At 50.5% G+C, this 14,148-nt stretch carries 15 protein-coding genes and 1 riboswitch; of the genes, 5 read left to right on the forward strand and 10 right to left on the reverse strand.

All coding sequences use genetic code 11. From position 1 onward, the window contains the following. The first annotated feature begins 116 nt into the window (after window positions 1–116). From DFR62_RS11520 to DFR62_RS11530, 3 genes are read left to right on the forward strand one after another with little or no spacing between them, the layout of a single operon-like run. Window positions 117–1,082: a thiamine pyrophosphate-dependent dehydrogenase E1 component subunit alpha gene (locus DFR62_RS11520; protein WP_112233304.1), complete on the forward strand. Its 966-nt coding sequence runs from the start codon at window positions 117–119 to the stop codon at window positions 1,080–1,082. A 22-nt stretch (window positions 1,083–1,104) separates the two neighbouring features. Further along, window positions 1,105–2,127, forward strand: coding sequence for an alpha-ketoacid dehydrogenase subunit beta (locus DFR62_RS11525; protein WP_121300515.1), 1,023 nt, complete (start codon window positions 1,105–1,107; stop codon window positions 2,125–2,127). A 14-nt stretch (window positions 2,128–2,141) separates the two neighbouring features. Further along, window positions 2,142–2,591 (forward strand): biotin/lipoyl-containing protein, encoded by a 450-nt coding sequence (locus tag DFR62_RS11530; protein ID WP_121300516.1) that lies wholly within the window; start codon window positions 2,142–2,144, stop codon window positions 2,589–2,591. A gap of 40 nt (window positions 2,592–2,631) precedes the next feature. Here the strand turns inward: DFR62_RS11530 and DFR62_RS11535 are convergent, their stop codons facing one another. The 8 genes from DFR62_RS11535 to DFR62_RS11570 all read right to left on the reverse strand — a co-directional run bounded on the left by DFR62_RS11535 (window position 2,632) and on the right by DFR62_RS11570 (window position 10,526). After that, window positions 2,632–3,825, reverse strand: a complete 1,194-nt coding sequence (locus DFR62_RS11535; RefSeq protein ID WP_121300517.1) for a thiolase family protein — start codon at window positions 3,823–3,825, stop codon at window positions 2,632–2,634. Beyond that, on the reverse strand, window positions 3,822–4,961 hold the full coding sequence (locus DFR62_RS11540) for a muconate cycloisomerase family protein (protein ID WP_121300518.1): 1,140 nt from the start codon (window positions 4,959–4,961) through the stop codon (window positions 3,822–3,824). The genes DFR62_RS11535 and DFR62_RS11540 overlap by 4 nt, the downstream gene beginning before the upstream one ends. Before the next feature lie 37 nt (window positions 4,962–4,998). After that, on the reverse strand, window positions 4,999–5,643 hold the full coding sequence (locus tag DFR62_RS11545) for a 3-oxoacid CoA-transferase subunit B (protein ID WP_121300519.1): 645 nt from the start codon (window positions 5,641–5,643) through the stop codon (window positions 4,999–5,001). Next, a complete protein-coding gene (locus DFR62_RS11550) occupies window positions 5,640–6,326 on the reverse strand; it encodes a CoA transferase subunit A (RefSeq protein ID WP_241663100.1) in 687 nt (228 codons plus the stop codon). Before DFR62_RS11550 ends, DFR62_RS11545 begins: the two co-directional genes overlap by 4 nt. A gap of 3 nt (window positions 6,327–6,329) precedes the next feature. Beyond that, window positions 6,330–7,064 (reverse strand): carboxymuconolactone decarboxylase family protein, encoded by a 735-nt coding sequence (locus DFR62_RS11555; RefSeq protein WP_121300520.1) that lies wholly within the window; start codon window positions 7,062–7,064, stop codon window positions 6,330–6,332. 21 nt (window positions 7,065–7,085) lie between these two features. Then, window positions 7,086–8,744, reverse strand: coding sequence for an SLC13 family permease (locus tag DFR62_RS11560; RefSeq protein WP_206662502.1), 1,659 nt, complete (start codon window positions 8,742–8,744; stop codon window positions 7,086–7,088). Between the two features lie 66 nt (window positions 8,745–8,810). Beyond that, entirely contained in the window at window positions 8,811–9,644 is an 834-nt protein-coding gene (locus DFR62_RS11565; RefSeq protein ID WP_121300521.1) for an alpha/beta fold hydrolase, read from the reverse strand. 114 nt (window positions 9,645–9,758) lie between these two features. Continuing rightward, the gene (locus tag DFR62_RS11570) at window positions 9,759–10,526 is read right to left on the reverse strand and encodes a dioxygenase family protein (protein WP_121300522.1); all 768 of its coding nucleotides are present in this window, start codon (window positions 10,524–10,526) and stop codon (window positions 9,759–9,761) included. 188 nt (window positions 10,527–10,714) lie between these two features. On the opposite strand from DFR62_RS11570, the gene DFR62_RS11575 reads away from it, so the two are divergent. After that, window positions 10,715–11,521 (forward strand): IclR family transcriptional regulator domain-containing protein, encoded by an 807-nt coding sequence (locus DFR62_RS11575; RefSeq protein ID WP_121300523.1) that lies wholly within the window; start codon window positions 10,715–10,717, stop codon window positions 11,519–11,521. Between the two features lie 129 nt (window positions 11,522–11,650). Here DFR62_RS11575 and DFR62_RS11580 read toward each other — a convergent pair whose 3' ends face one another. Next, window positions 11,651–12,610 (reverse strand): ABC transporter substrate-binding protein, encoded by a 960-nt coding sequence (locus DFR62_RS11580; protein WP_121300524.1) that lies wholly within the window; start codon window positions 12,608–12,610, stop codon window positions 11,651–11,653. Then, window positions 12,607–13,149, reverse strand: a complete 543-nt coding sequence (locus DFR62_RS11585) for a hypothetical protein (RefSeq protein WP_121300525.1) — start codon at window positions 13,147–13,149, stop codon at window positions 12,607–12,609. Before DFR62_RS11585 ends, DFR62_RS11580 begins: the two co-directional genes overlap by 4 nt. Before the next feature lie 167 nt (window positions 13,150–13,316). Next, window positions 13,317–13,496, reverse strand: a riboswitch (cobalamin riboswitch). Between the two features lie 190 nt (window positions 13,497–13,686). On the opposite strand from DFR62_RS11585, the gene DFR62_RS11590 reads away from it, so the two are divergent. Further along, window positions 13,687–13,935: a PF20097 family protein gene (locus DFR62_RS11590; protein ID WP_121300526.1), complete on the forward strand. Its 249-nt coding sequence runs from the start codon at window positions 13,687–13,689 to the stop codon at window positions 13,933–13,935. Window positions 13,936–14,148 lie beyond the last annotated feature (213 nt).

A 14,148-nucleotide genomic window follows, 5' to 3' on the forward strand; every position in this document is an offset into this window, starting at 1 on the left:
GAGTGTTTAGGCCTATGGAATTTGTCGCACGCCATCCGAATTTATGGAGTAAAAAAGGAGGAGTAGCAGTGACTAAGTTCGAAGAAAAACAGCCTTCTGTATCTGTCGACAAGCTGATGTGGATGTACGAGCAAATGGTCAAGATCCGCTATTACGAAGACCAGATGGTGGAGGCGTATACGGAAGGCAAGTCACCGGTGTTCAATATCGGTGAAGGCCCCGTGCCGGGTGAAATGCATCTCGCAACCGGGCAGGAACCAGCCGCCGCCGGCATGATGGTGCATTTGACGAAAGACGATACGGTAACCGCGCCGCACCGTCCGCATCATCACGCCATCGCCAAAGGTGTCGACTTGAAGAAAATGACGGCGGAGATTTTCGGAAAAGAATCAGGTCTCGGAAAAGGCAAAGGCGGGCATATGCATTTGTTCGATCCGGAAGTGAAATTCTCATGCGGCGGCATCGTGGCAGCCGGCATTCCGCATGCGGTCGGTGCGGCTATGGCCAATAAAATGAAGGGAAAAGACTGGGTCGCCGTGGCATTCATCGGTGAAGGCGCAGCGAATGCTGGAGCGTTTCATGAATCGCTCAACTTGGCGGCGCTGTGGAATTTACCGCTCATCATCGTCGTAGAAGACAATTCGTATGGCATCTCGGTACCGAAAACGGCATCGACTTCGGTCGAATCGAACGATCTGCGCGCGTCGGCATATGGCGTGGCGGGTGCTTACGTAAAAGACAATGACCCTGTCGCAATGTATAAAGCGTCCGAAGAAGCGGTCAACCGGGCACGCAACGGACAGGGCCCGACAATCATCGAAATCGAAACTTTCCGTTTCCTCGGCCATTTCCAGGGCGATCCCGAGTTATACCGGGACAAGGAAGAAGTGCCGGGACTGCGGGCGCGCGACCCGATCATGAAACTGCGCCAGCAGCTCTTGGATGCGGAACATGTGAATGAACCGGAACTGGAAGAAATCGAAACACGCGCCAAAAAAGAAGTCGACGACGCGTACCAATTTGCACGCGACAGCGATTATCCGAAACCTGAAGCCGCATTGGATGACGTCTTTACATCTTAATCCGAAAAGGAGAGATTCCGAAATGGAGACAGCGAAAAAAAGAATGCTGACGGGCAATAAAGCGATGGCGGAAGCGATTGCCCAGGAGATGGAGAACGACAAAAACGTATTCGTGCTCGGTGAAGACATCGGAAAATACGGCGGCATTTTCGGTTCCACGCAAGGCTTGATGGAAAAATTCGGGCCGGAGCGTGTGCTCGATACGCCAATTTCCGAGACGGCGTTTATCGGTGCGGCGATCGGTGCAGCGGCAGAAGGCATGCGGCCGATTGCAGAATTGATGTTCGTCGATTTCTTCGGCGTCTGTATGGACCAGATCTACAACCATATGGCGAAAATCCCCTATATGTCCGGAGGCAATGTACGCTTGCCGATGGTGCTCATGACTTCGGTCGGCGGCGGTTATAGCGATGCTGCGCAGCACTCGCAGACTTTGTATGCGACATTTGCGCATATGCCGGGGATGAAAGTGGTCGCGCCGAGTACACCGTATGACTTAAAAGGCATGATGACGTCCGCGATACGCGACGACAATCCGGTTGTGTTCATGTTCCATAAATCGCTTCAAGGACTCGGCTGGATGGACCAGCTTGATTATGCTGTCGGCCATGTGCCGGAAGAATCGTATACCGTGCCGCTCGACAAAGCGAATGTCATGCGGGAAGGGAAAGACGTAACCATCGTCGGCATCCAGATGATGACGCATTATGCGATGGAAGCGGCAGAGCGATTGGCACAAGATGGCATCGAAGCGGAAGTCATCGACCTGCGATCCTTGGCGCCGATCGATAAAGACACCATCATCAATTCAGTGAAGAAAACGCATCGGCTGGTCGTCGTCGATGAAGATTACCGTTCGTATGGCATGACTGCTGAAATCGCGGCCATCGTCTCGGAAGAAGCGCTCTATGAACTTGAATCGCCAATCAAGCGCTTGGCAATTCCGGATGTGCCGATTCCGTATAGCCATGTGCTCGAAGATTTCGTCTTGCCAGGCCCGGATAAAATTGTCGAGACAGTCAAACAGATGATGGATGAAGCGTAAGAGGAGGCGATTGGATGCATGATGTGACTTTGCCGAAGCTGTCTGAAGATACCGATGAGAGCTTGATTGTCCTGTGGTTCGTGGACGAGGGCGATTACGTCAAAGAAGGCGCCGTGTTGTGTGAAGTGCAAACGGAAAAAGCGGTGTCAGAAATTCGTGCCGAAACGAGCGGAACGGTGAAGAAGATTCACGTGAAGCGCGGAGATTCCGCGAAAGCCGGCACATTGCTTGCAGTTATCGATCCGAAAGGACAAGCTGCCGAGAACACGGGGGCTTCTGAAAAAGTCCACCTCGAACAGGCGGAAGAAAACGAAGCGGCACAAGAGACCGCGAGCTTTACCCGCGTATCGCCGAGACTGCGCCATCTAGCCAAAGAACTGGGCGTTAAACTTGAAGATGTCAAAGGCACTGGGAAAGGCGGGTCGATCACCGAACAGGACATCCGCGATGAAGCAGGATTATGAATAAGGAAAAGACGCAACCGGTTTGATCGGTTGCGTCTTTTTATGCATTCAAATTTTCGATAATGGTTGCGATGCCCATGCCTCCGGCGATGCATAATGTGGCCACACCGTATTTCTTGCCGGTACGTTCGAGTTCGTGCGTCAGTTTCGTCAACAGGATTGCGCCTGTCGCGCCGATCGGATGGCCGAGTGCGATGGCGCCGCCGTTCGGGTTGACGCGCTCCGGGTCTGCACCGAGCTCTTGTATGCAGGCGACGGCCTGCGAAGCGAAGGCTTCGTTCAGCTCGATGACGTCGATGTCTTCGATTTTCAAGCCCGCTTGTTTGAGCGCTTTGAATGTTGCTTGTACAGGGCCCATGCCCATCAGTTCAGGCGAGCAGCCGACAGACGCTTGTGCGACGACACGGGCTTTCGGTTGATAGCCCCGTTTCTGCGCCGCTTCTTCCGACATGATCAGGAGTGCAGCTGCGCCGTCGTTGCGCCCGCTGGCATTTCCGGCGGTTACGGTGCCGCCTTCTTTAAAGACCGGTTTTAAGCCTGCGAGTTTTTCAAGTGAAGTCTCACGAGGATGCTCATCGGTTTTAAACTCAGTCACGCCTTTTCTCGTCTTGACCGGATACGGGGCGATTTGGCTGTCGAAATGGCCATTGGCGATGGCCCGTGCCGTCCGCTGCTGGCTCTCGAACGCGAACTCATCTTGCTGCTCCCGTGAGATGCCGTACTTCTCAGCAACATTTTCCGCGGTGATGCCCATATTCAATTCGCCGTACGTTTCAGTTGGCTGGGATCCGGGCTGGCTCGCTGTGTTCGGATCTTTCAATAGCACGTCGCCAGATTTGGTGCCGAAGCGGACATTATTGACGTAGTAGGGGGCGGTGCTCATCGATTCAGCGCCCCCAGCGATGATGGCGTCGCTAAGCCCCATGGCGATTTGCTGGGAGGCAGAGTTGACCGCCTGGACGCCCGAACCGCATTGCCGATGAATGGTGTAGCCCGGCACTTCGACCGGCAATCCCGCACGCAGCAAGGCGACACGCGCCAAGTTGGAAACGTCTGAACTTTGCTTGGCCTGACCCAGGATGACTTCATCGACAGCCGCCTTATCAAATTGTGTTCGGTGGATCAATTCCTCTATCACATGGGCGCCGAGCCGGTCGACGGTTTCGTTTCCAATGGATCCGCCGAGTTTGCCGATGGCGGTGCGGACAGAATCTACAATGACGATATTCTTCACACTCTCAGCTCCGTTCCTGAAGCACTCGGCCTTGCGTAATGCTTCACTTTTTCTTTATCGATTTCCATGCCGAAACCTGGCCCATCCGGGATGACGATTTCGAAATTAGAGAATTCGATGGCGTTTTTCGTAATCGAATCCTTGAACAATAACGGCCCGAAGATTTCTGTGCCGAACTTCATTTCTGGAATGGTCGCGTAGAGTTGTGCGCACATCGCCGTACCGAGGCTCGATTCGATCATCGTGCCGCCGTAAAGCCCGAGCCCTGAAGCTTCTGCAATGCCGGCGACTTTTTTCGTCTGCGTCAACCCGCCATGTTTACACGGTTTCAAGGCGATGGAATTGCCGGCGCGGTTTTTGGCGATGCGGAACACATCTTGAATGCTCGTCGCTGCTTCATCGGCCATGATCGGCACATTGAACTTCGAGGCCAGGCGGGACATGCCTTCGAAATCCCAAGTCTGTAAAGGCTGTTCGACCATGGAGACGCCGGCGTCTTGAAGAGCGGCAATGCAGTAATTGGATGTATCTTCATCCCATGCCTGGTTAACATCTACCGTGATGCGCGCTTCATCTCCAATCGCTTGTTTAATGGCGCGTACATGCTCGACATTTTTGAACGGGTCGCCCTTGCCGATTTTAAGCTTGAAGATATTATGGCGTTTAGTCCGGAGCATTTCCTGGGCTTCTTCGATATCGGTATTGGTATTGCCACTCGCCAAAGTCCAGGCGATCGGCAGTGATTTATGGATCTGGCCGCCGAACAGCTCAAAGGCCGGAACATGTTTGCTTCTGGCCGCAAGGTCGATGATCGCTCCTTCGACGACCGTTTTGGCGAAATAATTGCCGCGCACTTGTTTGGACACCTTATGCATGATGCGGTCGAAATGGATTGGGTCTTCTCCAATGATCAGTGGCGTAATGTATGCATCGATATTCGCCTTGATCGCTTCCGGTGTCGATTCACCGTAAGAAGCGCCGCCGATAGTGGCGACTTCCGACCAGCCCTCACGGCCGTCTTCGTCGCGAACACATCCGACAACGATCGCCTGAGCGGTAATCGTATGCATGGCCAGCTGGTGCGGGCGGATGATCGGCAAATCGAGAATGTAGACATCAAGCGAATGGATTTTCATAATAACCCTACTTTCCTTTTATGCGTTCAAAACCACTTTATTCTATTGTGAATGAAGCTTCCGTTTTCTCGCGGACTTCTTCAAGTGTGACGCCGGGCATCAAATCAACGAGCACAAGATTTCCATCGGCCACTTTGAATGCGGCGAGTTCTGTGAAAATCATGTCGACTTGGCGCGTGGAAGTGATCGGGTATGTGCATTCTTTCAGTAATTTCGGGCTGCCGTCTTTCGATGTATGGCTCATCGTCACGAAGACTTTTTTCGCCCCGACAAGCAAATCCATTGCTCCTCCGACGCCCATGATATTCTTGCCAGGTACAGCCCAGTTTGCGATGATGCCGTGTTCGTCGACTTGCAAAGCACCGAGTATTGCGACGTCGACGTGGCCGCCGCGGATCATCGCGAATGAATCGGAACTATTGAAAAACGATGCGCCGACCGCTTCGCCGACCGGCAATTTCCCGGCATTGACGAGGTTCGGGTCGACCGATTCATCGTCAACATCGGTGACGCCGAGTAAGCCGTTTTCCGTATGGAGGTAAATATGGTCATCGGTCATATGTTCCGCCACTAAAGTGGGGATGCCGATGCCGAGGTTAACGGTACAAGGGCCTTTTAGTTCTTGCGCCACGCGTTTGGCAATCATATGCTGCATTTCAGTTTTGTTCAGTTGCACCGTCATTTGCTTACCACTCCTTTTTTCGTCAACACTTGCTTGGCTTCGACGATGGTATCGACGAAGATGAACGGTGTGACGATTGCTTCAGGATCCAGTTCGCCGGCTTCGACGATTTCATCCACTTCCACGATGACCGTTTTCGCAGCTGTCGCCATGAGCGGATTGAAATTGCGCGCGGTTTTGTAATAGATAAGATTGCCGAGCGTATCGGCTTTATGGGCACGGATCAAAGCAACGTCCGCGCGGATCGCTTTTTCCAGGATGTACTGGACGCCATCGATTTCGCGTTCCTCTTTGCCTTTTGCGAGATCAGTGCCGACACCGGTCGTCGTATAATAGCCGCCAAGTCCAGCACCGCCGGCCCGCAGTGATTCGGCGAGCGTCCCTTGAGGGAGGAGTTCGAGTTCAATCTCGCCGTTCTGGTATTTATCGCCAACATCACGGTTGCTCGTAAAATAGGAGCCGATGCCTTTTTTGATTTTGTTTTGGTTCAATAGTTTCCCAAGCCCTTTGCCGGATTCGCCTAGGTTATTGCTGACGATCGTCAAATCCTTCACGTCTTTTTCGGTTAATGCCTCGATTAAAGTAAGCGGGGCACCAATGAGGCCGAATCCTCCGACGAGTATCGTATCTCCCGATTTGACACAGGAAAGTGCATCGGTTATCTCGTGTTGTATCATTGCCATGGGTTATTCCTCCGTTCCGGGATTTTTTGCTTTCAATGAATCGCTCAGTTCGAACCAGGCAGGTATGCCCGCTGTCAAAATGCAGATATAGCCGATATCCGCAAGATCTGCTTCAGAAGCGCCTACAGCCCGCGCTTTTTCCATCCACGGGCTTGCGCCTTCGCCGTTCAGCTCGACAATGAAATTGCCTGCCATGTTCAAATGTTTCAAGTGTGAGGAAATCAGTCCATCACCCATGATTTTCTTGTGCAGCGCTTCTTCATCCTGTGCATCGACGAGTGCTTTCACTTGTTCCAAATAGGAAGTATCTTCATCGCCGAGCCAGGAAATGATCAGTTCGATGCCTTCTCCGGCGCTTTTTGGCGAGGAAGAAGGGAGCGGGGCAGGGCGGTCGTTTAATTCCAATGCATAGGAGATGGCTTCAATTGCTAACTGGATCGCCTGGTCGCCTTTATAGAGATAGGCGGTCAGGAAAAATTCAGCAAGTTCGGGCACGGAATAGCCGAAATCGATGGCGCCTTTTGTATGGAAGATCATGCTGCGGCGATAAAGGCGGGCCGCATTCATGCTTGCGATCAGCGCATCTTTCTCGCGCCGGGTGAGTGCGCCGTCCTGCATGATTTCACCGCGTATGCCGGTATACGTATCCAGTACTTGCGGGCTGTAGTCGTGCATTTTCTGGACCCAGTCCGGGACTGTGTCATAGACTTCCTTGAAATATTGCAATGCTTTGCTCATGAGTGCCCTCCTATGAAGTGATTATTTTAAATTTGCCGGGTATTCATGTTGGTTGATGCCGAAAACGACAGGCAAGACAAAATAGACGAATAAGGTAACGAGGATGAGCGCGAGCAGAGTGAGGCCGGTGCCTTTTCTGACCATGTCGATCATCGTGATCTTGCCTGTCGCGAAGATGATGGCGTTCGACGGTGTACCGATCGGAAGCATGAACGCGAATCCGGCGCCCATAGCAACAGCAGTCATCAGTGGCAGTGGGTGAACATCGATCGCGAGAGCCAGTGCCGCAGCAATCGGGACAAGAATCGTGACAGTGGCTGTATTCGGCGTCATCTGCGTCATTGCGATGCCGAGCAGCGCAGTGGCTGTCAGGATGACGATGTAAGAAGTCCCTTCCAGTAGAAGCAATTGATTGCCGATCCAACCGGCGAGATCTGTTCCGTTAAAACCTGCTGCAAGTGCCAGGCCGCCGCCGACCAACAGCAAGACGCCCCACGGCATGTTTTTCAATGAATCACCGCCAAGAAGGCGTTCGCCGGTGTTGCCGCTGGCAGGAATTGCGTGCAACAGGATTGCTGCGACCATCGCAATCATCGTATCGCTAAGGCCTGGGATGATGTCTGACCAGATGAAAGTCCGCGTCATCCACATGAAAGCCGTAAAGCTGAAGATTGCGAGGACGATTTTTTCTTCGTAAGACATCTTGCCAAGTTCCTTTTTCCGGTCAGTGACAAACTGCTTGCCGTTGGTGATTTTTTTGACGTTCATTGGGTACGCGATTTTGGTGATGTATAGAATGGCTACTATCATCAACATGGAGACTAAAGGAAATGCGAACAAGAAGAACTGTGCGAACGAAATTTCAATGCCAAGCAATTCACCTGCCAGACCGGCCAGTATCAAATTGGTCGGGGTGCCGATCAAGGTAGCGCTGCCACCGATCGTACCGCCGAAGCCGATGGCAAAAATGATTGATTTCGTGAATTTCGTTTCTTCATCTTTCGAATAAACATTGTCTTCTTTCATTAAAGTGACCACTTTGGCGATGATGGCCGTCCCGATGGGAATCATCAGCATGACGGTCGCCATATTCGATACCCACATCGACAAGAAGCCGGTTGCGAGCATGAAGCCAAGAACGAGGCCGGACGTGCTCGCGCCGACAGCCGAAATGATCGTGAGTGCAATGCGTTCATGGAGGTTCCAGCGCTCAAGTGCCAAGGCAAGTGCGAAGCCGCCGACGAACAGGAAGATTAAATTATCCCCGTAGCTGGATGCGGTGGTGGCCGCGTCGACCGCGCCCAATACAGGCAATAAGACCAGTGGCATGAGCGAAGTGATGCCGAGCGGAATGGCTTCGGAAATCCACCAAACCGCCATCCACGCCGTCACGGCGAGCACCGCTTTTCCTTCGAAGCTCAGGTCCGACAGCGGAAGGGCAAACAAGATGATGAAAAACAGCAGCGGCCCGAGGAAAAAGCCGATTTTTTGCATTAAGTTATAAGAATCGTTGCGTTGGGTCTTCTCGTCGGCAATGTTTGATGTGCGTTGTTTTCCGCTTCTTGGCGAATCGACGGCGGCTGCACCGCCTTGCCGAATTTCAGCCATCGTCAATAAATCCTTCGTCTGTTTGTGCGATTTCCACATGCTTTTGTTTAACCCCTTAAATGAAAAAGCCATCCAATTCCTCCCCTTCACCTGTTGGTGTAAGTATGATTTTTTTTTTTTTGCTGAGTTTATGGCAGACTACAGGTGTCCGAGAAATTCCGAGACCGGCTGGAGAATGTCCTGGCGCTTTTCAAACACCATTTGGTAATGGTTAGCGCCTGAAATGACGGTTTCGATGCGCGAAATCGATCTTTGCGTTTCTTCATAATCGCTTAAATAGAACAAAGGAGGCATTGAACCGATTGCGCCTTCCGCATAGACAAGCAGTACAGGGCATGTGATCTTAGGGCCGATTTCTTTTGGGGTGAATGAATAGAAGCTCTCGAAATCGGCGAGTATCCGGGATTCGGTCGATTTGTTTTCCCAATGGCCGTTCGCCTTTTCAACTTCGTACTCTGCGATATCCTGTAAAACATCGGTCCATTCAATGCCGAGGCCCGAATAGATTTTCTTCGTCTCTTCGACGTAATGGCCTTGCGAATCGAAATCGCGGCTGATCCGGCCGAGGGAAGGCTTGACGATTTTCTTTTGATGTTCGGATGCTGTCGCGGCACCGTCGAGGAGGATGAGTCCTTGGACGGAAGGGAGGCGGCTGGCTACAATCGCCGAGATGAACGCTCCCATCGAAAAGCCGAGTAGGATCGGATTTTCGATTTTCAATGCTTCCAGCAAAGCCATGATGTCATCTGCATGCTTGAAGATGGACGTATCTTCGTCTGCTTCAGAGCTATTGCCGCGTCCCCTCAAATCGACGGAAATGACGCGGTAATCACCGCCGAAAGTCTGGCTGTAATAATGCATGTTCTTATGTGTGCCGGTTAGTCCGTGGATGGCGATGATGGGGCCTTTTTCACCTGGGGTATCTGCCACTTGAATGGTGTTGCCGTTCACTTGTACTGTATACAGTTCCATGTTTTCACCTCTAGCATATTTAGTGGGAGTGTTTAAAAAGAAGCAGCTGCCGAGAATTTCTCGACAGCCGTATTGATTTTTAACCGCTATTGCCGGTTTTATTTAAGTTTTCCGTTATTCAGCGCGCATGACAAAGTTCAAGGAAGCTTCTTTGTGGTCGCCTTTGTCTTCGAGTTTCGTCAACAGTGATTCACGGACGCCGCCCGCTACGTCGGTTTCAAGCCACTTGTCTCCCTCAAAAAATACTTGAGTGATCAAGGTTTCATGGCCTTCATGCTCGAATTTGATATGGATGTGTGCCGGACGGTAGGCATGATAGCCTGCAGCGAACGTGAATTCGCCAGTTGGCCCGTCTGTCGGGATCTGGTAAGGAATCGGAACGATCGAATGCACTTCGAAATCACCGTTTTCGTCTGTCACAAACTGGCCGCGCAAATTGAAATCAGGGGCAGGGGAATCGTAATTGGAATACAATCCGTCTGCATCGTCTTGCCACCATTCGACTTTCGTATGTGCTAGCGGCCCGTTTGTGGAGCTGACGTTTCCTGTGAAGACCAGTTTGTCGCCAGGTTCGTCATCACGTTGCGGCATGACAAATGGTGATTTCTCGAGGACAGGTGAATTCTCTTCATAATATGGCCCTAGCAAGGAAGGCTCTGTGCCTGGTGAATCTTTGTATTTTGATTCCAGAACATGCGTTTCAACGAAGACGTCCAAGAACAACGGGATTTCTCCGCTGCGCCCTAAACGATCTGCCCATTTTACGAAATTCGTATATTCTTCGTGATTGAATTGCTGCTCATCCAGGAAGTTTTTCAAATGTTTGACGAACCCTTCATAAGCTCCTAGTACACGCGGGTTTGTAGTGCTTGTTTTTGTCATGCCGATCTCCTCCTAATGGTTTGTAATAGTGTTCTTTTGATCCGAGACTAAACAGTGATGAAAACGCCTTCACACGGGAATATAAAAAAATACGCAAAAGCGCTTGCAAGAAGTAATCATCTATTGTACGATATACGTACAATATTACGTTTAGCGTACAAGCTCATCTTAACAAGGGGGATCTCTTTATGTCAACTAAAGAATTAGACAATTTCAAAAACTCGGGAGACTATATCCAGTCGCTGGACCGCGGCCTGCAAGTGATTCAGGCCTTTTCAGAAAAAAATCATGCCTTGTCCGTAACGGACGTTTCCAAGCTTACGGGCCTGAGCCGGCCGGTGGCAAGGCGGATTCTTTTGACGCTTCAGCATCTTGGCTTTGCGGAATCGGAAAATGGTATTTTCCGTTTGACAGCACGCGCTTTGTCACTGGGCTATGCTTACCTGGCATCGAACAATACATGGAGCATGGCGCACCCGTTCATGCGGGATTTTGTTGCTAAGACAGGAGAATCCTGTTCGATTTCCATTTTGGATGGGACGGACATTTTGTATGTGGCGCGGGTTTCTGCAAAACGTATCATGTCGATTAACTTGGATGTCGGTTCACGCTTGCCTGCTTATGCGACGTCCATGGGACATGTATTGTTAGCCAATTTACCTGAAGAAGAATTAGAGGCACATTTGGATTCTTTCCAGTATGAGCAATTTACTGATAAAACGATCACATCCAAGGAAGAGCTTCGAGATGTATTGAAAGATGTTTATGACAAAGGGTGGGGAGGCGTGGACCAGCAATTTGAAGAAGGTTTGCGCTCCATTGCCGTCCCAATCCGTGATGCACAAGGCAAAACGATTGCAGCAATCAATTGTTCGGTGCATGCAGGGCGCATCTCGAAGCAAATGTTACGGGATGAATTTTTGCCAGTACTTCGGGAATGTTCGAATAACATCAGCCAAGCAATTGCTTCAGCAAACAGTTCGCCCCATCTTTAAGGAAAAGAGATGATACTTGGGAAGTAGAAATTGAAAAAAGCGTAGCCAGTTAACTCCGGCTACGCTTTTTGTGGTTTTATGAATCGTTTATTCATTTTCTGAAATAGGATTTGCAGTGAATGAATAGATCTATTCTATCAATTCAGGATACACCGTTTCCGCAACCAACTGCACCGCTTCGCCGATGCGCGGTCCAGGGCGGGAAGTGATGTCGGAATCGATGAAGTGCACTTCGTCGTTTTCGATTGCCTCTACGGCAGACCAGCTGTCGCGTGCTTCGATATCACCGACCGCATCTTCGACGTAAGAAACGGTCGTCAAGATGATTTCGGGATCGCGGGTGATAACTTCTTCTTCGGAGATACTCGGCCATCCTTCAAGATCTTCAAAGGCGTTGGTTACTTGGGCGTGGTCAAGGATTTCCTGCATGAACGTCGATTTGCCGGTTGTGTAGATTTCTGGAGACGGGCTGATTTCCACGTACACTTCTTTTTGCTCTTCGACCGCTGCGAGGCGTTCTTGGATATCTTCGATTTGCGTTTGGATGCCTTCGATCACTTCAGCGCCTTTTTCTTCCTTGGCAAGAACAGAGGCGATTTGTTCGATATCGCCGTATACTTCGTCGAATGAAGTAGCCGATTCGATAACGAATACCGGAATATCAGCATCTTCAAGTTGTGTTAGGGCAGGCGGTTCCTCGCCGGTTGAATAAGCCAAAACGACATCCGGGTCGAGCTGGATGATTTTCTCGGCATTGAATTCCACGGAATCACTGACGCGTTCGATGTCCTGTGCCGCTTCCGGGTAGTTGTCATAGTCGGTTACGCCGACCAATTGATCTCCGGCATCGAGTGCAAAGACGATCTCGGTGTTGCTCGGGATAAGCGATACGATCGTTTCAGGTGCTTGCTCGAATTCGAGTTCTTCGCCGCGGTCATCGGTGACCGTGTACGATGCTTCACTTGCAGTTTCAGTTGAGGTTTCTTCAGTTGTTTCGTCTGTTGCCGGTGCTTCGGCAGTATCGTCTTGGCAAGCACCGAGAGTTAAAGCGAGTGGAATGCTGAGTAAGAGAAATGATTTGATTTTCATGAGTGAGTCTCCTTTTTCTTCATGCGTTTTGTTGGATAGGACTTGCTGACGAACGGGATTTCATCGACGCCGTGCTGCTTATTGGCATAGACGGCCATCACGAAAAAGACATTGGCGAGCAGGTTGGCGTAGTCCATCAAATGCTCCGGCACTTCGCGTTCAAGCGTCACATGGTGCAAGGCGCGGACGGACTTTTTCGCTTCGCTGCGGCATACGTGGAGAATACAGGCACCGTGCGTTCCTTGCGGCAGGACGAACTGGTCGATTTCTTCTTTCACTTCCGCCACGTAACGGTCGTACAAGTCACTGAGATCGGCAAGGTCTTGTTCGGTAATGGCGAGTTTCCCGCGCACCGAGCCGTTCAAGTGGTAAACCATCGGCTGCAGGTAGCGCAAATCATCGATGATTTGAGGGACATCGTTGACCGCGATGGCTTCGCCGATTCGCGTCGTCAAGGAATCGGTGCGGATCTCGAAATCAACCGTTGAAGCGCTTTCCCTCATGAACGGGTAGCACAGGTAGCGCATGTCTTTTTTCATCTGTTCACCTCCAAAATAGTGTCCGTAAATATCAGCAGACGTATCGCTTTCTAAAAGAGACAAAAAAAGCCACTCTCAACGAAGAGAGTGGCACGATTGCGAATATCCAGCACAAAGCTGTCCATAGGAAAAAGTTGCCGTAGATCCTCTTATCTTCCGAAGAGCAAAAATACGTTCAGAAAAAGGTAGGTCTCCTGGCTTGTGCATCGCTTTACTCTAAGGCCTTCCCGGGTCTCCCCAGTGGCATCTCTTATTTCATACGCACTTACAGTTGCGGAAACAGCTCCGGATTTTCACCGGATTCCCTGTTACGCTGACGAATCAGCACCTTTTCCCTGCATGATTATTTACTTAGTTTCAGTGTAGCACTTTTGATTTGAGTTTAGGAGGGCTGGACGAAAATGTTTAGAGCATGAGTCGTTAGAATAGGGGAAGGGGGATGAAAGTTTTATCAGCTGGGCATATGCCTAATTTTTGAGGGTAATTGAACAATAGCAGGGAAATGAGTGTTATCGCAAAACTTTAAGGAGGGGAACTATGGAAAAGCACAATGGCCTGACATGCCCATTTTGCCAATCGGAAATGAAAAAAGGATTTATTCAGAGTGGCACAAGACTCGCATGGGTGCCGAAAGTATCCAAACTGAGTGCTGAACCGAGCCTGACTAAAGGTTCTGTGTTGTTATCGGAACAAAGCCGTTTTTCCATCAACCATGTCGATGCTTTTCTGTGTGAATCTTGCAAGAAGGTCATCATTGATTATGAAAGCAATGAACAAGAACAATAACATTTATTCACTTGAGAAAAATGGCAAATTAGATTTTCTATCAAATAAAAAAGAGCAGCGACGTCGCTGCTCTTTTTTGCTTTGAATAAATGAAGTATTCAAGTCATTAATTGCAGATTTGATCAGTAGCGGCTGTGCAGCCAACACTTCCTACAAGCGCACATATCGCAGCAAGGTCAAGACCGCCCCGGGGCCAACTATGATTTCTTCTTG

Origin of the sequence: Planococcus citreus (assembly GCF_003664125.1) — a bacterium.
Lineage (GTDB): Bacteria > Bacillota > Bacilli > Bacillales_A > Planococcaceae > Planococcus > Planococcus citreus.